This window comes from Neolewinella aurantiaca (assembly GCF_008014675.1).
Classification (GTDB): Bacteria; Bacteroidota; Bacteroidia; order Chitinophagales; family Saprospiraceae; genus Neolewinella; species Neolewinella aurantiaca.
Genome location: NZ_VOXD01000016.1, coordinates 106279 through 129387, shown reverse-complemented (window position 1 = coordinate 129387; position 23109 = coordinate 106279). Strand labels below are relative to the sequence as shown.

The following is a 23109-nucleotide window of genomic DNA, read 5'->3' as shown; positions in this document are numbered from 1 at the left end:
TTGCGGTAACGGGCCTGCCCTGAATACGTGCCTTGCACCCGCGTTCGCGCCTGAAAATGACGGTAATCACACACTGAACCTGTGCACTCCATTTCCTCCTTGCTATCTTTGCACAAATGGCAAAAATATACCCAAACGACCTCTTCAATTTTCTGCGCAAACAAACGCCCCGCAGGGTCGGGAATGCGTTAAAAGTAGTTGCCAGCTACTACGCCACGCGCTGGCTGCAGAAACCGCAGGTATGGGGCAAGCCCTTCACCGTCTCTTTTGAGCCCACAACCGCCTGCAATCTGAGGTGCCCGGAATGCCCGAGCGGGCTGCGTGAATTCACCCGCCCCACCGGCAACCTGAAGGCAGACTTCTTCCGCCGCACCATGGATGAAATCGCCGATCGCCTTATCTACCTTATCTTTTACTTTCAGGGCGAGCCCTACATCAACCCCAACTTTCTGGATATGGTAAAAGACGCTTCCGACCGCGGCGTTTATACCATTACCTCTACCAACGGACACTTCCTTAACGACGCCAACGCCAAACGCACCATCGAGAGCGGGCTGGACCGGCTCATTATTTCCGTAGACGGCACGACCCAGGAAGTGTACGAGCAGTACCGCAAAGAGGGCAAACTGGAATCTGTCCTTCAGGGCGCCCGTAACCTGGTGAAGTGGAAAAAAGAACTCAACTCCACTACTCCCCATCTTATCTTTCAGTTTCTGGTCGTGAAGCCAAACGAGCACCAGATGGGCGACGTCGTCCGCCTGGCCGATGAAATCGGCATCGACGAGGTGAAGTTCAAAACCGCTCAGCTCTACGATTACGAGCATGGCAACCCACTCATGCCCTCTAATGAGAAGTATTCCCGCTACTATAAAAAGAAGGATGGGACCTATGGCCAGAAAAACAAGATGCAGAACCACTGCTGGAAACTCTGGCACTCCTGCGTCATCACCTGGGATGGTCTCGTGGCGCCCTGCTGTTTCGATAAAGATGTCACCCACCGCCTTGGCGATGTGAAGACAGAATCGTTGGATCAGGTATGGGAAGGAGCTGCTTACGATGATTTCCGGACCAAATTGCTCAAAGGCCGCTCGGAAATCGACATCTGTCAGAATTGTACCGAAGGATGCGAAGTTTGGCTGGGTGCCGAGGTTTAGGTAAATTGAGGAATATGCCGGCCCCGGCACTTTCCTGAAAGCCCAAAGGCCGCTTCAACCCAAAGGCGAATGTACAAACCCAGCTCCCCTGAAGATTACCTGGCGAACGCCCCCGATCATTATCGGGCGGGCCTTACGGCAATGCGCGAAGTCCTTCTCAGTTTTGACCTTGAGGAAAGTATAAAATGGAACATCCCCGTTTACGGCTATGGCAAAAAGAACGTAGCCAGTCTGTTTTACGCCAAAGCCTACCTCGGTGTCTGGTTCGGGCAGGGAGCGCTTTTGTCTGACCCCGACGGAATACTCGTAAACGCCAGCCCCGGGAAAACGGTAAGTCAGCGGCAACTCCGCTTCGCCAGTCAGGAAGAAGTGGACCCAGAGCTGCTGCGGGGCTTCCTCACCGAGGCCATCCAAAACCAAAAAGAGGGATTAGAACTGGCACCAGTTAAGGCTCCGGAGGCAGAGCTCCCCCCGGCACTGCTGGAAGCATTCCGGAACGATCCGGAACTTGAGCAGCTCTACTCCGGTTTCACGCCCTACAAGCAAAGGGAGTTTTGCGAATCCATCAACGACGCGAAACGGGAAGTCACCAAAGCACGACGGCTGCAAAAAGTGATCGAGCACATCCGGGAAGGGAGTGGACTAAGCGATAAATACCGGAAATGAGCCATCGTTGAGTAGTGATGCGTCAAAACTACTTCGTTCCTGAGCTGGCGTTGCATATATTGGTCGGACCTTACGTTGAGTTCTTAAAGATAAGATCATGCTAAACCTTTCATCCTTCCTCGAAGACAGTGCGAGAAGACATCCCGCTAAAGATGCCTTTATCTTCCAGGACACCCACCTCTCGTACGCGCAGGTAAACGGTGCCGCCAATCAAATTGCGAATGGCCTTATTGCTAACGGTATAGAACCGGGCGACAAGATCGCGTTGAGTTGCCTCAACGTGCCTTACTTCCCGATGGTCTACTTCGGCATCCTGAAAGCCGGAGGTATCGTGGTTCCGCTCAGCGTATTGCTGAAGCAAGACGAAGTGGCTTACCACCTCCAGGACTCTGACGCAAAAGCTTACTTCTGTTTCCTGGGGGCACCGGGCCTGCCGATGCTAGAGGAAGGGCACGCCGGTTTTGTGGCTACCGACAGTTGTAAAGACCTTTATGTCATTACGGCAAAGCCAACCGATCCATCTCCGATCCCCGACCTGAAAACATTGGGCATGCTCATGAACGGGCAATCGCCCGTCGCCGAGACCGTCGCTACCTCAGCCGAAGACACCGCAGTAATCATCTACACCTCCGGTACCACCGGTCAGCCCAAAGGAGCCGAACTTACCCACAGCAACCTTGCGCTGAACGCAATAGTCTCGGCCGATCTGTTCAAGCCGACCTCAGAGGACACTCTTTTGATTGTACTCCCTCTCTTCCACATTTTCGCGATGACCGTGATGATGAACGCGGGGGTGTACCGGGCCACCACCAACGTATTGTTGCCCCGTTTCGATGCCGAAGTCGTGCTTGAACTGATGGAGAAGCATAAAGTAACCTTCTTTGCCGGCGTCCCGACGATGTACTGGGGGCTGCTCAATTATCAGGGCGACAAGGTAGACATCGGAGGCATATCCGACACCCTGAAAATGTGCCTCTCCGGAGGAGCATCTTTACCCGTAAAAGTGCTGGAAGATTTTGAAGCACGGTTCAATGTCGAAATTCTGGAGGGCTACGGCATGTCGGAAGGCTCCCCGGTTGTAACCTTCAACCAGATTGAATCAGGCAGGAAGCCGGGCTCGATTGGCAAACCCGTCTGGGGAGTTGAGGTAAAAATTGTGGACGAAGACGGCAAGGAAGTCCCCAACGGAGAGAAAGGTGAAATCATCTACCGTGGTCATAACGTAACAAAAGGGTACTACAACAAGCCGGAAGCGAACGTGAAAACGATCAGAAACGGCTGGCTGCATTCCGGCGATGTCGGGACGAAAGACGAAGAAGGCTTCTTCTACGTAGTGGACCGTACCAAAGATATGATCATCCGTGGCGGGCTAAACGTTTACCCCCGCGAAGTGGAGGACGTTATGATGAAGCACGAAGCCGTTTCGATGGTCGCCGTAATTGGTATACCCGACGATCAGTACGGAGAAGAAGTCAAAGCCTGCGTGGTACTCAAACCAGGCCAGGAGGTTTCCTCCGAAGCCCTTCGCGAATGGACCAAGGAACGCATCGCAGCGTACAAATACCCCCGCGTGGTAGAATTCCTGACCGAATTGCCTCAGAGTGCAACGGGAAAAATTCTCAAGAAAGAGCTCCGGAAGATGTAAAACTGTCGGCAACGGTTTAGTCCTTACGTCTGCCCAGCGAGGCGTGCGCCTGCACGAAGTGTCCTTCGGCGAGTGCCGCAAGGATAGAGAGCTCGCCCGCCAGGCAAACGCCGGCGGTGATTTCTGCAAGCCGGTTAGCCTTGCCGGCACCGTAGCAACCTATTATCTCGAGACATTCGCGCTGGGTACCCAGCCGGGTACCGCCACCGACCGAACCGACGATGAGGTTAGGAAACGTACCCGCTACGTAGAGGTCTCCGTTTGTGTCTACCTCCATCCGGACGATGCCCACAGCGGCTTCGGCAACGCAAGCAGCGTCTTGTCCGCAAGCAATGAACAGTGCAGCCAGGCCGTTGGCGCAGTGCGCCTGAACCCCCAGTGTGCCGGTCTTCAAAGATCCGTAAGCCGCGGCCCGACCGAAGCGCTCCATGTTCTCCGGAGTTGACTTGAGCACCTTTCCTACCACGGAGCGGGGCAAGGTCACTTCGATGGAGACCTTACGGCCACGGACGCTTTGGAAGCTCTGGTGATTGGCCTTTTTATCTCCCGATGCATTCGATTCGATGTAGAATTCCTGTATGACTTCTCCACATGCATCGATGACATGACGACAGATTTGATCCGTGCAGATCGTCACCATGTTTTGCCCGGCAGCATCTCCGGTAAAAAACTCGAAAACGAGAGTAACACTGTTACCTTCCAGAATTGGCTTAACCTTTTTGAACCTGGCGTAGCGGGAAGTCTTCGAAGTGATATCAGCAAAATCCTCGAGGTGAGCCAGTACCCAGGCAACAAATCTGCCGGCCGCTGGCAGGTCCTCCAGCTTGAAGTAAGGAGCGCGCTGAACTCCTGTTTCTAATACCCGTACTACGGCACCACCCGCGCTGGTGATTGCTTTCATGCCTCTGGAGTAAGAAGCAACCAGCGCTCCTTCGGTGGTGGCAAGGGGCACCATCACTTCACCGCAGGCTTCCTCGCCGCTGATCAACAGCGGGCCTGCCAGCCCGACGGGGACACGGGCCATGCCGATGTAGTTCTCGATGTTCCCCCGCAGGTCTTCCCCGGTAGGGAGAGCGGTGCGCCCTTCGAGTTCAGGGAGGTCTAAGTTGTGAAGGGAAGTGTCACCTTTAAGTAAAGACAAAGCGGTAGGAGGTAATGGCATGAATAAAAGAATAATGTAAATGATGAAACGACGTTAAGGGCTACGGTGTTGAGCATATGAACCAACCATGCTCTTTAATCCTAATTCATTGCATCCTGCGTCCGCGCCCAAAAACAATTTATCTGATTGCAAGTGGTTTGGATTAAGTTTCTTAACCCCTACCTTTAGCGTTCGATACCCCCTTGATCGTGCACGTAAAAATAGCTCAAATCACGGACCTGCACCTGCTACCTATCGGCGAACTGCTGATGGGGCTGGATGTCAACGCCCGGTTAGACAAGGTGCTTGCGCACCTAATGAAGCGCGAACCTGACGCGATTTTCCTTACTGGTGACTTCTGCGCGGCTGAGCCCAAACAGGAAATATTTCATATGCTTCGAGCCCGGCTGGACCCCCTGGGCGTTCCCTATTACCTTACTCCCGGCAACCACGATGATCGGGTGATGCTGCGCAACGCTTTTTTCCTCGGAGGCCATAATCAGGACCCGATCCGGGGGCTGGTTCGGGTCAAAGACCAGGATTTCCTTTTCCTGGATTCATCTATGGGAAAAGTCGATAGTAATCAGATCGAATGGCTTGGCCGCGCCCTTCAGAACTCTCCCGACGCCAGTGTAGTTCTTCACCACCCTCCGGTTCCGATGGGAGTAACCTTTATGGACAACACCTACCCACTAAAGCAAACTAATGACCTGATTAAGCTTTTAACCACTGATCGTCGGCCACGCAAGGTTTTTTGCGGCCATTTCCACTCCGGGCGTACCGTGAGGTGGAAAAACCTGGAGGTTCATCTTTGCCCGCCAACCAGTTTCTTTATTAATCCCGACAACACCGCTTTTCAGCAGGAGATGCTCCCCCCCGCTTATCTGATGCTCGAGTGGATGGAAGATGGCTCGTTTCGGTCAACACCAAGCTACGTTGTATAAGCTTGCTATGAAAACGCCCACTTATAGATCTCCACCAGCCTGCGCTGGGGAATACCGCTGTAATAGAGTGCCACGATCAGGACAAAAACCAACTGTGTGAACACCACTCCGTACCTGAGATAGCGCCGGGAAGAGGTCGTTACGGCCCCGTTCATTACCCGAAATCCTCCTGCGGATTTTTCGATTCGTCGCGCCAGTTCATGTCCTTCCATCAACTCATGGTCTTCCCGGTAACCTCCACTCGATTGAAACTGCTCACGGCTCAAAAAAAGGGATTGGTCTCCGAAGCGAAAGACGCTGACATCATACTTGCTCATACGCCCGAACAAAGCCAGCCACCTGTTTTCATCTTCACGATCAAAACGAACCGCAAAACGGGCAGGCAAACCGATTTGGGCGGCGGCGCGCAGGTGCAGTGAAAGGTTTTGGGGTGGCGTTGTATCTGCGTGCAAAAAGTAGAACCATTGCCCGGAAGCTGCTCTTGCACCGGTATTAAGTTGCCGGGCTCTCCCCGGTGGGGAGACAACCACAATCGCTCCGAAGGAGCGGGCGATCTGCCGCGTATTATCGGAACTCCCCCCGTCGGAAATCACCACCTCAACCTCCTCGAGCGGCAAACGACGTAGCGTATCGGGCAGGTGTCGCTCCTCGTTCAGTGTCGGGATTATGACCGAACACCAACTATTCAAAGCGGTAGACAGTAGCACTGGAGTATACCTCGCCCGGCCGCAGCACCGTTGAAGGAAAGTTTGGCTGGTTGGGAGAGTCGGGGAAATGCTGCGTCTCCATGCAAATGGCACCGTAGGGCAGGACCGGCCTGCCGTTTCTTTCTTTGAACTGCCCTTCAGCGAAGTTTGCGGTAAAAACCTGAACCCCTGGTTCGGTCGTAAAAGCGCGCAGTTTACGTCCGCTTACCGGATCGGTTAGCAGCGCGAACTCCCGGAGTTCTCCCGAATGTCCGTCGATCACCCAGGTATGGTCGTAGCCGTTGGCGATCTCTATTTGCGGATGATTGGCCCGGAGGTCCTGGCCCACCGGCTTCGCGGTGGTAAAATCGAACGGTGAACCCGTTACCGGTTCGAGGTGTCCGAGGGGAATAGACGCGTCGTCGACCGGGACGTACTGCGCTGCTTTCAGTTCCAGTTCCAGCCCTTCTATCGTAGGGGCATCACTAATGTTGAAATAGGAGTGATTGGTGAGGTTAACGACGGTAGGTTTCGTCGTAACCGCCTGGTATTGGATTTTCAGTTCATTGTTGTTCGTCCAGACGAAAACGACTTCGGTACTCAGTTTGCCGGGAAAGCCCTCGTCCCCGTCTTCGCTCTCTAACGAAAAAGCAACTGAAGCTTCGTTGTCGTTGGTGGAGAACTCACTTTTCCAGATTTTTTTATCGAAAGCAACTATTCCTCCATGCAAACAATTAGGGCCATTATTGACGGGAAGTTGAAAGGTTTCTCCATCCAGTGTGAATTGCCCTTTAGCGATCCGGTTTCCGTACCGCCCTATGGTGGCTCCGAAGTAGGGTTGTTCGCCGAGGTAGCCCTGTATGTCATCGAAGCCCAAAACCATTTCTTTGCCATCGATAACAATGGAGGTTACAGTAGCGCCATAATCCGTAAGCTTTACGGTATTTCCCCGGGCGTTGGTGAGCGTAAATTGTTTGGCCTGGTGGCTCCAGGCTTTGTCGGAAATTGTAGGCATATTTTGCTTATTCGGTGCAGATTTAACGTGCAGTGGCTCGTAGGACACCTGATCACAGCGGGTGTTTACACAGGATTGAAGTCCTGATTTCTTCCGTCCGGGTTAAAGTCGTCAGGTTACCGACGTGGCGGATTTACCGCTAATGACATCTAGCGTAAAATTCCTGCGACAACGGATAAAAGGAAGAATTAAAAGTCGGAGGCTTCGGCAAACCCGCCCTGGTCCTGGATGGTCTTATAGCGTGTCCAGGCCGACTTGACCAGCGCAATGGTGAGGTCATCGAGGTAAGTATGATCAACGTATGCTGCATCGGAGAGGCTATCTTCGGGTTCGAAAGCATTGGGGATAGCGCGGGCCTGAGCGCGTCCTTCCGGAGTGGCTTCTCTTTGTGGCCCTTCAGCTGGTGCGGGGAAGAAGATATCTGCGCCCCCGAGATCGGCAGCCAGGGCCTGGAGGTGAAGCGCGAGCTTATTTTCCCCTGCGTCTCCCGTCATGATCGTGATGTCCGTGTGCGCTGCGATTTGTGCCAGTGGGGCATCTTCAAGCCCCAACTCCTCGAGGACCTGAGACCACAGCGCGCGGAAAGCGCGCAGCTTGGCCACATCGCCGTAGAAAGAGGTTCCCAGGGTAAAGGCAAACTGCAGGTGCTTATTGGCGAGAGCTACCGGGTAATTGTGTTCATTTATTTGCCGCAGGTATTCGGCGCCTTTTGCCATAGTAAGCGCAAGTTCGGTATCGGCCTCGGAAACACCGTTGTTGAAGCCTGCAGCATTGACCTGAAGAACGGAGAACTCAGGCATCCAACGCGAAACGAAAAACAGCAGGCGGATCAGCGGAGGGAAAGGTGGTTCGGACCAATCCAGCAGCGGGTCAAAATCTACCGATCCGGAGATGCTCGTCAGATCCATCCCTTCCTGACGGAGGTAGCGCACGAGGTCACGAAAGAGCTCGGCGGGGTCTTGCCCCGGGTAGCGAAGGGTACAGTGCAGTGAAACAGCCTTGAGATCAATGCCCTTCAGGACCTGCCTGATGTCTTCTATCCCGGGTTGCTGGTAGAGTCGAAAGAGAAGGGCCTCAGCCCCGCTGGCTACTTCCTCGCGGGCATAGGTATTTACTTCATCGTTTTCTCCCGTTCCGACGTAAGCCCCAAAATCCCAACTTGTGGTACGGGCACTGCCGTTCTCACCCGTCAGGCCATCCAGTGCGAGCCGGACGCCGGAAGCGAGGTTGGCATCGTATTGATCGGGTTCCATCCCCGCGATCCAGGAGGCGGTGGCGGGTGGTGCGGTGGAAGAAGCTGCGGTGGGCATGGGCTTGATTTTTATTACAGGCTAAAAGTAGGAAAAAAAGAAGTCAGATTTTGTAAGTCTGACCCCATACCGGGCCATACGCTGTAAAAGATCGTTTGTTCGTGTCTCCACTTCCGCTAACCTTCAAAACCTACCATCCTCAAATAATCGTTAAGCACCTCCCTTGCAGCCTGTCTGCCGGAAGCTTCGGGGAAAGCAGACAGAGTATCTCCAGGTAAAACAAGCAGGAGATCTCCCTTGCCAAGGAGCAATTCACGAAGTACGTTAAGTTCTTCGTTCGTTGGAGGAACGGAAAGTTCCACGTCTGATCCTTCTCCCTCCACCACAGATTGCAACTGCCATTCGGAATCGGTTTTTGCCAATTCAAAACGAATTATTGCCCGGTCCTGCAGCCAGTTGTCAATCAGGACCGGCCGGAGGTTGGCGTCAGAAATAAAGAGAGCATCGTGGCGAAAAATCGTAGCTCGCTGAGCAACTTCCTCTCCGGCATAATGCCGGGCACGAATGTTTTTGAAGTATAAATGATCCGGGTCCGACACAAAATTTTCGCCCCGTGCCGCCTTGCGGGCGGCGGTATTGCCTTCGCAGGCTGAGAATAACGTGAATATCAACAAAAGGGGAAGGTATTTTAGCATAATGGACAAGTAATATTTACTGGATTGAGTTTGGCAGTAAGGGTAACTGCCCGGATAAGTCCCTCCGTAGCAATCGAAGGTTGGCCACTCAGAAATCCTAATAAGCGTAAAGCGAAAAAGTTCGCCTGGCGAGTGGGGGCAAATCAGCGCAACCAGCAAAACCAGATGGGCGGAGCCTGAGCTTAGTCCTCACCTCATTCGACAGGCAGAACCAAAAGCCATCAGGCGATTCAGTCAACAGATTAGGACAACCCAACTCGACAGGCGAACTTTTTTGCCCACAACAGTAGCATCTTAACCAGAAGACCACAATCTCACGATGAGACGAAGACTGCCCAAGGAGAACATGAAGCAAAAAAGAATTCGACTGGCGAGTGGGGGCAAGTCATGAAGCAAAAAGAAATCGCCTGACGGATGAAGGCTTCCGGTGAGTTCTTATTCATTTCGTAGGTTTACGATGCAATAACCTTACTATGCAACGTACCCTCCCCACCCTGCTCATTTTGTTTCTTCTTTGCACCTGCGTCAGCGCCCAGTTCCATGCGCAGCGATCTCCCGGAGGGCAGAAAAGGCCCATCACGGTAAAAGACATGCAGCAGTGGAACCAAATTCGCAGTGAACAGATCAGCGCCGATGGCACTCATGTTCTTTACACCCTCGAAAAAGACCTTGGCGACCCAACTGCGGTAGTTTATGATGCCCGGGCAAAGACCGAACGTCGCTTTGAGCGCCTGCACCGCGCCAGGCTCAGTTACGACGGAAAGCACCTCATCGGCCTGCTGAAACCAGGAATGGAGGCCGTAAAGGCCATCAAACTTTCGGAAAAAAAGAAAGCGAAAGACAAACTAAAAGCCATGGACACCCTGCTGGTCTGGAACCTGGAAGATACGGAGCCGTTACTCATCCCGAATGTCTACAGCTTCAAAACCGGCGAACGCTGGAGTGGGCGCTACGCCTACACTACTGCTTCTGCACTTCCTGACAGCCTCCAGAAGGGCATAGAAAAGGACGCTCACCGTCTTGTCGTCCGGGACTTTTTCAATCAGGACAGCTTTTATCTCGAAGGAGTCAAAGCATACGAGTTTGCCCGCGACGCACCAGTGATCGTTGCTCACCAAACCGCAAAGGATAGTAGCTGGGAAGCGGGTATCCTCCGGCTATCCCCCGATGAACTCGTGTGGGACGCTCTAAGCAAAAACGAAGGCGACTACACCAACATCAGTCTCAGTAATGACGGTACACAGGTTGCCTTCCTCTCCTCTAAAAAAGAAGCCAAAGACAAGCAGAAGCCTTTCTTTCTGTATCACTGGGCTGACGACGATAAAACCGCAGAACGCATCTCCGACGACCCCGAAGCGTGGCTGGACAAGAGCTACCGCATCTCCGACGACCGCGACCTGAGCTTCAGCGAATCCGGAGAATACCTCTTCTTCGGCACCACACCCCGCCGCCCCGATCGCGACACTACCCTGCTCGACGAAGAAATCGCCGATGTAGAAATCTGGACCACCGAAGATGCCCGGATGTACACCGAAGAAAACCTCCGCCTCAGCCGTGAAGAGAAACGCACCTACCTTGCTGCTTATCGCACCCAAAAGGGTGACTTCCTGCAGCTTGGCACCCCCGATCTGCCCTACGATTACCAGGCCAACGACCGTGCCGGCCACTACGTGATGGTTTACGACGACCGCCCCTACTCCAAACAAACCATGTGGGAAGGCGGCCCCGGTGCCCGCAACACCACCATTATCGACCTCCGAACGGGTAAACGCACCTCAATGCTCGATGGCGAAATCACCCCCGCACGCTGGCTAGACGGTGGCGACTTCCTCATTTGGTACAACCCGACGGATACAACCTGGAACAGCTTCGACCCCGCTACCGCCCGGCACCACGTACTGACCACCAACGAAACCGGCACCTTCTACGACGAGATCAACGACCGGCCGATGCACCCACGCAGCTACGGCTATGAAGGCACGCTTACGGGCGGCAACAAATTTTTCGTAGCCGACCGCTACGACCTCTGGCAGCTCGACCCCACCGGCAAAACACCCGCGAAAAGGCTAACGAAAGGCCGCGAACAAAACATCCGTTATTCCCTGATAGACCTTGAGCCGGAAAACCGTTTCATCGACCCCGCTGAAGTACAACTGGCCGGTACGTTCAACCAGCTCTCCTACGAAGGTGGCTACGGCCTCCTCGATCTGCAAACGGGCACTTTCACAAGTCTCCGTAACGGCCCGAAAACTTACGGCGACTTTATGAAAGCGCGCAACAAGGATGTCTTTGTTTACAGCGAAGCGGACTTCCGGCAGTTCCCCGACCTCTGGCTCACCAGCGACCTGAAAGACAAAGGCACCCAGCTATCCACCGCCAACCCGCAGCAGGCAGATTTCTACTGGGGCACCGCTGAACGATACAACTGGGTCGACCCTCAGGGTCGCAGCCTGAGCGGTATACTGATCAAACCCGAAGGGTTTGACCCAAGCATGGAACACGCCCTGCTCGTCAACTACTACGAGCGCAGCAGCGAGGGGCTCTACCGCCACCGCACCCCGGTGCCCGGACGCAGCAGTATCAACTACAGCCACTACGCCAGCAAGGGCTACGTGATCTTCAATCCGGACGTGATATATCGTGTTGGCTACCCCGGCGAAAGCGCTTACGATTGCGTGATGAGTGGTGTACTGAGCTTGCTTAGTGAAGGCTTTATCGACAAAAAGCGCATCGGGATGCAGGGGCACAGCTGGGGAGGTTACCAGGCTGCGTACCTGGCAACGAAGACCGATCTGTTCGCCGCCATCGAGGCCGGCGCGCCGGTAGTCAATATGTTCTCTGCCTACGGCGGCATCCGCTGGGGCTCGGGTCGCAGCCGGCAGTTTCAGTATGAGCACACCCAGAGCCGCATCGGCGGCACGCCATGGAGTCACTTCCAGCGCTACTACGAAAACAGCCCGATCTTCACTACCGACAAGATCAACACCCCCCTGCTGATCCTCCACAACGACAATGACGGAGCGGTACCGTGGGAACAAGGCATCGAGTGGTTCACCGCTCTGCGCCGCCTCGGCAAACCCGCATGGATGCTCAACTATCGGGGCGAGCCGCACTGGCCGGTCAAAACCGCCAACCGCTTCGACTTCCAAACCCGGATGGCTCAGTTCTTCGACCATTACCTGATGAAAAAACCGATGCCGTCGTGGATGGCGGATGGAGTTCCTCCGATCCAGCGGGGTAAAATGCTCCGGGAGTAATACGAAGGGCGCGGCCGCAGGTGCAATGAAAGTTTCAAAAAAAGGCATCAAGGATGGAGCAAAAAAACATCTTAACAATCGTTCGCATAAGTGAACCTGCAGGAAACGGGCTATATCTGGCAAGAGACGTCTTCGATGGTTCGGAAGTCATAGTCTCCCTGAATACAAAATTGCGCATGGTCGGTTTCCCAAAACTTGAACCAGAAGACGAATGTGTGATACAGTATTCTATTCATGATCCAGCCCGCGGACAAACGATAACCCAAAGCGCCCTGAAAGGAGACCAGCGTATGTTTGGCTACTATCTGGATGTCCGCAAGCGCTACGAAGCAACATTCGGGCCTTACACGGACGACGACTACGCACTGATCAAACGCGCCACGTAGCCTTTGCCTGACGATCAGACGAACCGGACTTCCCGCAACGAGAACACCCGCTCTCCGCCTTCCGCCAGCTCCAACCGGAGCTGGCCAGCTTCGTTCACACCACGGAGTACGGCGAAGAAATTCTCTCCGCCCTCCGTGAGTTGGTAGCGGGCAGGGACGTTGAGGCGGTAGAGTTCTTGGTGGTAGCGTTCGTTCAGCTCGCGCAGGAGGTCAGGACTGATGAGCTGGTAGTTAGCAGCAAGACGCTCCAACAAAAAGGCTAATACTTCCTGCAGGTTAAAATTGTGCCCGGTCAACAGCGCAAGCGACGTAGCGGATTGCTGCAGGCTTTCCGGAAAACTATTTTCGTTCACGTTCAGGCCAATGCCAATAACCGACCAGGAGACGGAGCTCCCGCGCAGCCCGTTCTGAACCAGAATGCCGGCAATTTTTTGCTGGCCGACGTAAACATCGTTCGGCCACTTTAGCCGGACGCCGGCCGCAAGCCCCTCCGGGAGAAACTTTTTCACCGTATCCGCAACCGCCAAACCGGACAGTTGATTAAGGGCAAACAACCTGCTGACCGACAAATGGTCAGGATACGCAGCCATGCTCAGCGTCAGATTGGCACCCGGCGAGGCGAACCAGTGGTTGGTCCCCTGGCCCCTGCCGGCGGTTTGTGCATCAGAGATAAAAACGGCGCCGTTAACGATCTCTTCACCTGCGTTCAGCGCCCTGATGACCGCATTATTGGTACTTTCCAGCTCTTCGAAGTGGCGGGCAACTTTAGGTATTAGCTTAGTGTTCACAGGGAGCAATGTCGGGCGAATGTCGGAATTTGTCGATAATCCTCGCCATTTTCGATCATATTCGCAACTATAACCGTTGAAAAAGGGTACAACATTTGCTACCTTTAGTAATAAAACTATACCATTCTGAATACTTCCGTAACAAATGCTCCCGCTGCGATCTCTCCTGAGATTCAGGATCGGCTGGAGCTTATCCTGGACAGCATCCGGGACATCAAGGGTAAAAAAATTGTTCGCCTTGATCTACGCAAACTGCATGATCGTCCGGCAGACTTCTTTTTCGTCTGTGAAGGCGAGTCTACCACCCAGGTTTCCTCTATCGCCAACAACGTTCAGAAACGTTTGAAGCAGGAGCAAGGCGAATTGCCTAAAACCGCCACCGGCGGTCGTCATGCCAACTGGATCTGCCTCGATTACTTCGATGTGGTAGTACATATTTTTTACCCCGAAACCCGCGCCTTCTACGAGCTGGAAGACCTCTGGAGTGATGCCGAAGTGACGGCTTACGACGCCTGAGACCATCTTCTTACCCAGCCTATAGCAGTCGCAACGCGAAATCAGCACTAATTGACCCAACGAATTGGGCAATTGTGCGTTAGCCTTTTACCATGAGTAATAACAATAAAGACAATAAGCCCGACGGTGGACCTAAGTTCCAAAGCTACTGGATGTACGCCCTCATGTCTCTGGTGCTGCTGGTGCTCCTGATTTCCAGTCTTGGAAGCGGAACCAGCCACGAGATTGACAAAGAGCGGCTTTATAAGATGCTGAACGATGAAGGAGCAATTACTAAAATTGACCTCGTCAACGGCCGCTCGGCAGAGATTTACATAGCTGAAGACAAGAAGGGAGAAACCGGCCCTTACCAGGATGCCTCCAGCGGAGGCTTCGGGGGGGGCAGTTACGACTACATCCTACCGGTCCTCGACCCAGCTGTTTTCAGCGATTACCTGAAAGAAGCTCAGGACAACCTCGAAATACCCTTCGAAAAGCGGGTTAAAGTCAATTCAGTTCGTCGGACCAACATCCTGGCTGAAGCAATGCCTTACCTCATTTCTTTCGGTCTGATCATTTTGATCTGGGTTTTCCTCATGCGCCGTATGGGCGGAGGAGCAGGAGGGCCTGGCGGCCAGCTTTTCAACATCGGGAAATCGAAGGCTACGCTCTTCGATCAGAACAGCAAGGTGAACATCACCTTTGCCGACGTTGCTGGTCTCGACGAAGCCAAGGAAGAAGTGATGGAAGTCGTTGACTTCCTCAAAAACCCGAAGAAATACACCGCTCTTGGTGGTAAAATCCCCAAAGGTGTACTCCTGGTAGGCCCTCCCGGAACGGGTAAGACCCTCCTGGCAAAAGCGGTAGCCGGCGAAGCTGGCGTGCCTTTCTTTACAATGTCCGGATCGGACTTTGTAGAGATGTTTGTCGGAGTTGGTGCCAGCCGGGTACGTGACCTCTTCAAGCAGGCCCGCGAAAAGGCTCCTTGTATCATCTTCATCGATGAGATCGACGCCATCGGCCGCGCCCGTGGCCGCGGTGGCATGCAGGGGGGTAACGACGAACGTGAGAACACCCTCAACCAACTCCTCGTGGAGATGGATGGTTTCAGCACAGATAAAGGAGTGATCCTGATGGCAGCGACGAACCGCCCTGATGTTCTGGATAGTGCCCTGCTTCGTCCGGGACGTTTCGACCGCCAGATCGGTATCGATCGCCCTGACCTGAAAGGACGGGAGGCTATCTTCAAGGTTCACCTGAAAACCATCAAGACCGATGGTGTGACGGTAGATGCATTTACCCTCGCGGAAATGACCCCCGGCTTCGCCGGGGCGGAGATTGCCAACATCTGTAACGAAGCTGCTCTTATTGCTGCACGCCGCAATCAGGACAGTGTAACGCTCGAAGACTTCAATTATGCCCTCGACAAAGTGATCGGTGGACTCGAGAAGAAGAACAAGCTCATCAACCCCGATGAAAAGGAGATCATTGCCTACCACGAAGCCGGCCACGCTATCTGTGGTTGGTTCCTGGAGCACGCCAGCCCGCTGGTGAAGGTTACCATCGTTCCCCGTGGTGTTGCGGCGCTCGGCTACGCTCAGTATCTCCCCAAAGAGCAGTATATCACTCGTACCGAGCAAATGCTCGACATGATGTGTATGACTTTTGGTGGCCGCGCGGCCGAACAGGTATTCTTCGGAAAAATCAGTACCGGAGCCCAAAACGATCTCGACAAAGTAACCAAGCAGGCTTACGACATGATCACCGTTTACGGTATGGATGAGGAAGTCGGCCAGGTTAGCTTCTACAGCATGGGACGCGACGCTTACCAGCGCCCTTACTCCGATGAGACATCTACCCTGATAGATAACCGGGTACGAAACATGCTCGAAATCCAGTACCAGCGTGCACAAGCCCTGCTGACCGAGAAGCGTGCCGAGGTAGAGTTACTCGCAAAGGAACTGCTCGACAAAGAGGTGCTCAGCAGCAAGGATCTCGTCCGGCTCATCGGTCCCCGCCCATCGGATGCAGATAAGCTTCCGCCGGTAGAGATGCCCGGGGTGATCGACAATAACCTTTCGCCTAACGGCAGCGGGAATTAGTTTTCCTGTTTTCAGATTGTCAGAACCGGCCGTTGGGAATTACTCCTGACGGCCGTTTTTTGTTGTGGTACATCAAAATTCAGCGCACGGACTACCTGCGCCTCAAAAGCTGATTTCAGACAGGCTCTTACTCCTATGACTTCTTAGCTGTAACGAATATCTTTACGCCATGCCTCACCACGACCAGGGCTTTCAGCCCCTCCGCCATACCGAATACACGCCCGCAGAAATGCTTGCCCGGGCTAAAGAATTTCACGAACAACACGAAGACCGCCGCACCGTACGGATGTTCAGTAATCGGCCGGTAAACCGGGAAGTCATTGAACTCATCATTAAAACGGCCTCTACTGCGCCCAGTGGCGCAAATAAGCAGCCCTGGAACTTCTGCGTCGTCACCAATCCGGACGTAAAAGCTAAGATTCGCGAAGCAGCCGAAAAAGAAGAGTACGAAAACTACCACGGCAGGATGTCTGACGACTGGCTTGAAGACCTGAAAAAATTCGGCACCGACTGGCACAAAGACTTTCTTACGACTGCCCCTTACATCATCGTTGCGTTCAAGAAAGCATACGATCTCGATGAGGAGGGGAACAAAGAAAAAAACTACTACGTCAACGAATCCGTCGGCCTGGCCTGCGGCATGCTAATCTCCGCCATCCATAACGCAGGACTGGTAACGGTGACGCATACGCCCAGCCCGATGAACTTCCTGCAAAAAGTGCTCGAGCGGCCGGATAATGAGCGGCCATTCCTTCTGCTTCCGGTCGGATACCCGGCTGAAGACGCTCAGGTACCGGTAATCTCACGGAAGGAATTAGGAGAAATGAGTGCCTGGTACGAATAGGAGCGATTGTAGAAAATTACGAAAGCGAGCTTACCGGTTGCGGCGATTATCTTAGTTTCGCGCTGCAACTATTGCACTGCATTAATAACAGCCTCCTGCCATGCCGACCAAACTCTGGGAAAAAGACTACGACCTCGATCAAAAAATTGCTGACTTCACCGTTGGGCGCGACCGCGAGCTGGACCTGGAACTGGCCCCGTTCGATATTCTGGGGTCGCTGGCGCACGTAACGATGCTGGAGGAAGTAGGCCTGATCGATGCGGGCGCGGCACGCAGGTGCAAAGAAAAGATGAAGGCGCTGTACCAGGAGGCCGTCGCCGGAAACTTCGTGATCGAGGATGGTGTCGAGGACGTCCACAGCCAGGTAGAGCTGCTACTCACTCGGGAACTGGGAGACGACGGTAAAAAAATCCACTCCGGCCGCAGCCGCAACGACCAGGTGCTGGTCGACCTGCGGCTCTACTTCCGCCACCGCATCCGGGGTATCGTGGAACGCACCGCCGAACTCAGCCGGACGCTGACGAACCTGAGCGAAGAACATAAAGACAAACTCATCCCCGGTTACACCCACCTGCAGGTCGCCATGGTATCGAGCTTCGGCCTGTGGTTCGGCGCTTACGCCGAAGCCCTGGTGGATGACCTCCGGATGTGGCAGGGCGTCTACGAAGTGACGGACCAGAACCCGCTGGGCTCCGCCGCGGGCTATGGTTCCAGCTTCCCGCTGAACCGGGACCGGACGACGGAACTGCTCGGCTTCCGGGCACCGGTCGTCAATGTAGTGGCCGCGCAGATGGGGCGCGGCAAAACGGAGCTGCTGATGGCGATGGCCATTGCTTCGCTGGCCCAGACGATCGGGAAAATGGCCATGGACGTCTGCCTGTACTCCAGCCAGAACTTCGGTTTCCTGCAACTGCCCGGGGAACTGACCACCGGCTCCAGCATCATGCCCCATAAGAAAAACCCGGACGTGTTCGAACTGCTGCGCGGACGGTGCAACCTCCTTCAGAGCCTCCCCGCCCAGATCGCCCAGCTTACAACCAACCTTCCTTCGGGCTATCACCGCGACTTCCAACTCCTGAAGGAAGCCATCTTCCCCGCCCTGGACCAGCTGGAGGACGGACTGGACATTGCTCTTTATGCCTTGCCCCGCACCAGCGTCCGCGCCCAGGAACTACCTACCGATCCACGCTATACTTACCTGTACTCCGTCGAGGCCGTCAATAACCTCGTGCTTGAAGGCGTACCCTTCCGTGACGCCTATATGCAGGTTGGGCGCGACATCGAAAACGGAACTTTTGTTCCACCGACGGATTTGAAGCATACTCACCTGGGGAGTTTGGGCAACCTGGGGAATGAGCGGATCCGCACGAAACTATCCGACGCACTCGCGGGCTTCAACTTCAGCCGGGCCGACGATGCGCTCACAACACTGGCGGGCCTTTAGCGTAGAAACGAAGGAAGCAGATACGTCAGAAACTGAATCATCCCGAGGATAAATACGCCCTCCCGTAAACAGAGGTCGTTCTTCGCCCGGAACTGACGAAAGAAATAGACACCACCCGCTGCGGCCGGCAGGATCATAAAGACCGTACGGAGGAAAAGCATCGGATCATCTACCGGCAGCGAGCCCAGCGCTTCAATTTTACCGGCTACATAAATGCCCAGCAAAACAGCTGGAGGCATATTGTAGAAATAGGGCAGGCGGATATCGAAATAGTTAATAAGGAAGGGCTTGTGGGAGAAAGATAAAAAACGCGAGTGCTTCAGGCCTTACATTTCCCCTTAAACATAGGTTTTCCCGTTTGCGGGCAAAACCGCGCAGCAAGAGGAGCCACGAGCGACAGCAAGCTAAACCGTCCGGAATTCGTAGTGGAGCAACGCCAACAAACGGAACTCCCTATTCTTAAATGCGTGTTGCCGGCGGCCTTCAAGCCGCCGGCAACACGCGTATACAAAGCTCAGGTAACCTTAATCGGTCTTTGCAAACGAAACTTTGACCTACTCCTCAATCACCTTCAACACCAGCTTACCTTTCTTCTCGCCGGTAAACAGCCGTTGAAACGTTTCGTGAAAGTTCTCGATACCTTCGTAAATGTCCTCTTTGCTCTTGAGCTTTCCTTCCATCATCCACTGCCCCATTTCCTGAGCTGCGGTCTGGTAGTCCTTGGCGTAGTCCATCACGACCATGCCCTGCATGGTGGCGCGGTTCACAAGCAGGGAGAGGTAGTTGCTGGGGCCTTTGACGTTTTCCTTATTGTTGTATTGGCTGATGGCGCCACAGATAACTACCCGGGCGTGCATCCGCAGGCGGCCAAGGGCGGCGTCGAGAATTTCGCCGCCGACATTGTCGAAGTATACGTCAATACCCTTAGGACAATGTTGTTTGATGCCGGCGGGAACGTTTTCGTTTTTGTAGTCGATACAGGCGTCGAACCCCAGTTCCTCAACAACATACCGGCACTTGTCGGGGCCGCCGGCGATGCCGACTACGGTACAGCCCTTGATCTTGGCGATCTGGCCTACAACGCTACCGACTGCTCCCGCCGCGCCGGAGACCAACACCACGTCGCCCTCCTTGATCTTACCAACTTCCAGAATACCAAAGTAAGCCGTCATCCCCGGCATGCCGAGCGTGCCGATGTAGGTAGGCATGGGAGCAAGGTTGGTGTCTACGGGGTAATAGTTTGTACCATCGGTGATGGTGTACTGCTGCACGCCGCCCCAGCCGGTAAGTACGTCTCCTTTCTTGTATTTAGGGTGCTTGTTGGCCTTAACGACGGTGCCGATGGTGCCGGCGCGCATCACCTCCCCGATTTGTACCGGGGGAATGTATGACTTGGCGTCGTTCATCCAGCCGCGCATGGCGGGGTCGAGGGAAACAAAGTGGTTTTTAATGATGACTTCGCCTTCTTTCAGTTCGGGGACTTCGGTGGTGGTCAAAGTCCAGGTTTCGGCATCAGGCATGCCGACGGGGCGTTTGGCGAGGATTTGCTGTTTGTTGGTCATGATCGTTGATTTTAGAGGCGCAAGGTAAGGCGGGGAGAGGAGAAAACGTTATTCACCAGGCGCGGCCGCAGGATGCAAAGTGATGGCGAACGCCTACCGTTTGACCACCCGCGTACTTTTTCCATTCACCGATACTAAATAAACGCCCGGGGCTAAGTCAGCAAGGTTGATGGTTTCCTGGCCTTCCGCGGCGGGGAACCGCCGCACCAACCGTCCGCTGCTCTCATAAACCTCCACGGCACCTGCGTCCGCGCCCAAAATCCATAACTGATCTTGCACCGGATTAGGGTAAACCACCAGCTCCTCACTTCCCGCAAAGCTCACCAACCGCACCTCACTTAGCGTGCTGCTCCCATCCCGGTCCACCTGCTCCAAGCGGTAAAAATTCGCACCAACGGCAGCATCAGCGTCCACGAAGGAGTAAGTTTGGGACACGGAGCTCTCCCCAACGGCAACGACCTCACCGATGGTCGCGAAGTTGATCCCGTCAGCACTTCGCTGAACCGCGAAGTGACTGGCATTGTCCTCCTCCTCGGTCACCCACTCGAGGCGGGCGGTTTGCTTGGCGACCGCCGTAGCCGTGAAACTGCTCAAAGTCACCGGCAGCCTCGCCAGGGCCGTGAGGCTAAAGTTGTCCAGCCCGCCCTCGACCAGGTGGCCGTTGCCGGTATCCCCGATGTTGAAGATGATCCGCATTTTGTCGGTCAGGGCGATTCCGAGGTCGCTAAAGGCGAAGTTGTCCGTCGTCCACGCGGCGCTGACGGCCGTGGAATTGTCGTAGGTCCTGATTACTTCCGTGGCGATGCCGTTGGTGATGGCAACGGTCATTTGATCGTCGGGGTCCGTGCTGCCGCCATCGTTGAAAAACCAGTAATCGTAGGTGAGGAGGATATCCTGGTTACTGATGTCGGCCGGATCAAATACGGGGGAGGTCAGGACGGTGTTGCCACCGTCAATGTCGTCGCTGCCCGCGCCACCACCACCGTTTCCGGTGACGTAGGCCAGGTTACCGACATCCCCCTCCGCGTCTACGCCAGGGTTGGCTGGCACTCCGCCGAAGGAGGTGCCTACGGGAACACCCCGCTCCCAGGCACCGGTGGTAGCGTCACCGCTGACCGTCCAGCCCTGGTCGACGGCAAAGCCGTCGTGGTAACCCGGCTCCAGCTGGAAACTGAGGGCCTCATTGCCCGTAACGCTCACGCTCTGACCAACATCGCGAAAACCCCAGGCTCCCGCGAAAGTCTCGTACTGGCCGGTGAACAGCAGTCCGAAATCGACCAGTCCGGCGCCGTCAGAGACGTCTTCTGTTGTACCGTCTTCGCCAGTCATCCTCACCTCTGCACCTGCGACCGTGCCCCCGTCTTCTGTAGACGTAACGTTGCCGGTAACGGCCACCTGTACTTTTCGCGTCAGCTGTACGTCCTGAATAAGTTCCGTACCGGGCGCGAAAGAGAGCTCAAACGACTCGCTGTTGTATCCCGCCAGGGAATAGGTGACCGTGAAGGTGCCGGTGGAACCGATTCCTGTCTTGTAGCGCCCCAGGGCATCGGAGCCGGCCGCTACGTTTTGTGCGCTGGCGATAGTGATGTTCACTCCGTTGAGGTTACTGCCGTTGTCCGCATCGGTAACCACTCCGCGCAGCCTCGCCGCGCGCTGGTAGTCGGCTTCGATTACGAAAAGGCCGTTGCTGATGTCGGTAGACAGTATGAGGCCGGAAGGCAGGAAAGGATAGGCACCCCAACTACCGTTGAAGCCCCCGTCGCTGCCGGTCCAGTGATCGAAGTAAGCCACTTCGACCAGGTTATCGGGTATCGATGCATCCACCACCTCGATGCCGTCAGTGTAGCTGCTAATGACGAGGTAGTCATCCTGCACGTGAACGTTGTGGGGGATCATACCGCTCCCGAGGCTGCGGGCGGGCCGGAACTCATCGATGAGCATAATATCATTGAGGTCGCTGATATCGTAGGCGGCTACCGGAGCGTTCGCGCGCTCGTCGGTGGTGAATACATAGTTGCCGCTCGCGTCGGCCCAGGCGTTGTGCGTAAAGTTGAAGGGGGTGTTAGTAGCCCCGATTTCGGTGATGTTTTGCGGGTTACTGACGTCGTAGAGGGTCAGTTCCCCGCCGTTGATTTCACTGGCGTACATAACGTCGTCTTGCACGTACACATCGTGGGCGTACACGGCGGGGGCAAAAGCTACGAAGGCCGGCACGCCCGGCGTGGTCGCCACGTCGTAAATCACCATTCCGCCGCTGTTGACGTTAGCGCCGGCGATATAAGCCAGACCGTTCGGCTCGTCGATATAAATATTGTGTGCCCGGGTCAGGTCGGCACCGCTCGTATTGGCCGTATTATAGTTCACCGAGCTTACACTGGCGGGAAGGTTCGAGAGGTCAATCGAAAGAATGCCATCCGCCCCCTGATCCGCAACTACATAAGCATGGTCGCCGTAAGTTTTGATGTCTCGCCAGATGGAAGTCGCCCCCGCTACGGATGCAACCTCCACGATATTATCCGGATCGGCGAGACTGACGATGGAGATGCGGTTCCGCAGGCCCACCAGAGCGTACTCAGTCCCATCGGGCGCCACGTAACCCCAAACATCGTTCAGGTCGTTTGCCGTTTGGGTCATCCCCGGAGGGCTGTAGTCAATCTGGTCGCGCAGCGTCGTATTGAAGCCGACCTGGGCGCTGACGCAGGTGCAAAGAAAGCTGATAAAGAGCAGGGTGGTGAGGAAGCGATTCATAAAACAGAGAACTGGAGATAAGAAGCGGAAACGGGAATACGTGCAGTACCGCAACCAACGTGAATTTACGTAGAATAGGACGAATCATCTTTTCGTCGGTCACGGTGTCTCACGAATTCCACAAATACCCTTTCCCCGCCATTTTAACTGCGCGGCTTCCTGCGGATGCCCCCGGGAGAGGAGAAACACACCGAGCAGCAGCCTGAAGACCTACCGAACAACGAAAGCCGCCTCCCCAAGGTGGAAAGGCGACTTTCATTATTCTAATAGTATCTCTTTAAAGAAGA

Annotated in this window: 19 protein-coding genes; 10 read left to right on the top strand and 9 right to left on the bottom strand. The window is 54.7% G+C overall.

Annotated elements, in window-relative coordinates; all coding sequences use genetic code 11:
• Window positions 1-116 precede the first annotated feature (116 nt).
• The 3 genes from FUA23_RS11880 (at window position 117) to FUA23_RS11870 (ending at window position 3465) form a co-directional block, all read left to right on the top strand.
• Window positions 117-1154, top strand: coding sequence for an SPASM domain-containing protein (locus FUA23_RS11880; RefSeq protein ID WP_147930965.1), 1038 nt, complete (start codon window positions 117-119; stop codon window positions 1152-1154).
• Window positions 1155-1223: 69 nt separating this feature from the next.
• On the top strand, window positions 1224-1820 hold the full coding sequence (locus tag FUA23_RS11875; RefSeq protein WP_147930964.1) for a YdeI/OmpD-associated family protein: 597 nt from the start codon (window positions 1224-1226) through the stop codon (window positions 1818-1820).
• Between the two features lie 97 nt (window positions 1821-1917).
• Complete coding sequence (locus FUA23_RS11870) at window positions 1918-3465, top strand: long-chain-fatty-acid--CoA ligase (protein ID WP_147930963.1); 1548 nt, start codon at window positions 1918-1920, stop codon at window positions 3463-3465.
• Window positions 3466-3481: 16 nt separating this feature from the next.
• Here the strand turns inward: FUA23_RS11870 and FUA23_RS11865 are convergent, their stop codons facing one another.
• Window positions 3482-4606 (bottom strand): hydroxymethylglutaryl-CoA reductase, encoded by a 1125-nt coding sequence (locus tag FUA23_RS11865; protein WP_246144173.1) that lies wholly within the window; start codon window positions 4604-4606, stop codon window positions 3482-3484.
• A 209-nt stretch (window positions 4607-4815) separates the two neighbouring features.
• Here FUA23_RS11865 and FUA23_RS11860 point away from each other — a divergent pair, with 209 nt between their 5' ends.
• The gene (locus FUA23_RS11860; protein ID WP_187270993.1) at window positions 4816-5550 is read left to right on the top strand and encodes a metallophosphoesterase; all 735 of its coding nucleotides are present in this window, start codon (window positions 4816-4818) and stop codon (window positions 5548-5550) included.
• 5 nt (window positions 5551-5555) lie between these two features.
• Here the strand turns inward: FUA23_RS11860 and FUA23_RS11855 are convergent, their stop codons facing one another.
• From FUA23_RS11855 to FUA23_RS11840, 4 genes are all read right to left on the bottom strand, one after another.
• Window positions 5556-6239, bottom strand: coding sequence for a TIGR04283 family arsenosugar biosynthesis glycosyltransferase (locus FUA23_RS11855; protein WP_187270992.1), 684 nt, complete (start codon window positions 6237-6239; stop codon window positions 5556-5558).
• Window positions 6232-7251 carry an aldose epimerase family protein gene (locus tag FUA23_RS11850; RefSeq protein WP_147930959.1) on the bottom strand — a complete coding sequence of 340 codons (1020 nt, stop codon included), beginning with the start codon at window positions 7249-7251 and terminating at the stop codon, window positions 6232-6234. The genes FUA23_RS11855 and FUA23_RS11850 overlap by 8 nt, the downstream gene beginning before the upstream one ends.
• 188 nt (window positions 7252-7439) lie before the next feature.
• Window positions 7440-8561, bottom strand: coding sequence for a methylmalonyl-CoA mutase family protein (locus FUA23_RS11845; protein ID WP_147930958.1), 1122 nt, complete (start codon window positions 8559-8561; stop codon window positions 7440-7442).
• A 116-nt stretch (window positions 8562-8677) separates the two neighbouring features.
• Window positions 8678-9196, bottom strand: a complete 519-nt coding sequence (locus tag FUA23_RS11840) for a hypothetical protein (RefSeq protein ID WP_147930957.1) — start codon at window positions 9194-9196, stop codon at window positions 8678-8680.
• Window positions 9197-9669: 473 nt separating this feature from the next.
• Here FUA23_RS11840 and FUA23_RS11835 point away from each other — a divergent pair, with 473 nt between their 5' ends.
• Together FUA23_RS11835 and FUA23_RS11830 are read left to right on the top strand one after the other, a co-directional pair.
• Entirely contained in the window at window positions 9670-12453 is a 2784-nt protein-coding gene (locus tag FUA23_RS11835) for an alpha/beta hydrolase family protein (RefSeq protein WP_147930956.1), read from the top strand.
• A gap of 176 nt (window positions 12454-12629) precedes the next feature.
• Complete coding sequence (locus tag FUA23_RS11830) at window positions 12630-12839, top strand: hypothetical protein (RefSeq protein ID WP_147930955.1); 210 nt, start codon at window positions 12630-12632, stop codon at window positions 12837-12839.
• 14 nt (window positions 12840-12853) lie between these two features.
• On the opposite strand, the gene FUA23_RS11825 is transcribed toward FUA23_RS11830, so the two are convergent.
• Window positions 12854-13627: a biotin--[acetyl-CoA-carboxylase] ligase gene (locus FUA23_RS11825; RefSeq protein WP_187270991.1), complete on the bottom strand. Its 774-nt coding sequence runs from the start codon at window positions 13625-13627 to the stop codon at window positions 12854-12856.
• A 123-nt stretch (window positions 13628-13750) separates the two neighbouring features.
• On the opposite strand from FUA23_RS11825, the gene rsfS reads away from it, so the two are divergent.
• From rsfS to argH, 4 genes are all read left to right on the top strand, one after another.
• Window positions 13751-14143, top strand: a complete 393-nt coding sequence (gene rsfS / locus FUA23_RS11820; protein ID WP_319923263.1) for a ribosome silencing factor — start codon at window positions 13751-13753, stop codon at window positions 14141-14143.
• A 92-nt stretch (window positions 14144-14235) separates the two neighbouring features.
• A complete protein-coding gene (ftsH, locus tag FUA23_RS11815) occupies window positions 14236-16224 on the top strand; it encodes an ATP-dependent zinc metalloprotease FtsH (protein ID WP_147930952.1) in 1989 nt (662 codons plus the stop codon).
• Window positions 16225-16393: 169 nt separating this feature from the next.
• Window positions 16394-17068: a nitroreductase family protein gene (locus FUA23_RS11810; RefSeq protein WP_147930951.1), complete on the top strand. Its 675-nt coding sequence runs from the start codon at window positions 16394-16396 to the stop codon at window positions 17066-17068.
• A gap of 100 nt (window positions 17069-17168) precedes the next feature.
• Window positions 17169-18512 (top strand): argininosuccinate lyase, encoded by a 1344-nt coding sequence (argH, locus tag FUA23_RS11805; RefSeq protein WP_147930950.1) that lies wholly within the window; start codon window positions 17169-17171, stop codon window positions 18510-18512.
• Here argH and FUA23_RS11800 read toward each other — a convergent pair.
• The 3 genes from FUA23_RS11800 to FUA23_RS11790 all read right to left on the bottom strand — a co-directional run bounded on the left by FUA23_RS11800 (window position 18509) and on the right by FUA23_RS11790 (window position 22822).
• Window positions 18509-18751 (bottom strand): hypothetical protein, encoded by a 243-nt coding sequence (locus tag FUA23_RS11800; protein WP_147930949.1) that lies wholly within the window; start codon window positions 18749-18751, stop codon window positions 18509-18511. The genes argH and FUA23_RS11800 overlap by 4 nt on opposite strands.
• A 315-nt stretch (window positions 18752-19066) precedes the next feature.
• Window positions 19067-20074 carry an NADP-dependent oxidoreductase gene (locus FUA23_RS11795; RefSeq protein ID WP_147930948.1) on the bottom strand — a complete coding sequence of 336 codons (1008 nt, stop codon included), beginning with the start codon at window positions 20072-20074 and terminating at the stop codon, window positions 19067-19069.
• A 93-nt stretch (window positions 20075-20167) separates the two neighbouring features.
• The gene (locus FUA23_RS11790; protein WP_147930947.1) at window positions 20168-22822 is read right to left on the bottom strand and encodes a choice-of-anchor B family protein; all 2655 of its coding nucleotides are present in this window, start codon (window positions 22820-22822) and stop codon (window positions 20168-20170) included.
• Between the last annotated feature and the right edge of the window lie 287 nt (window positions 22823-23109).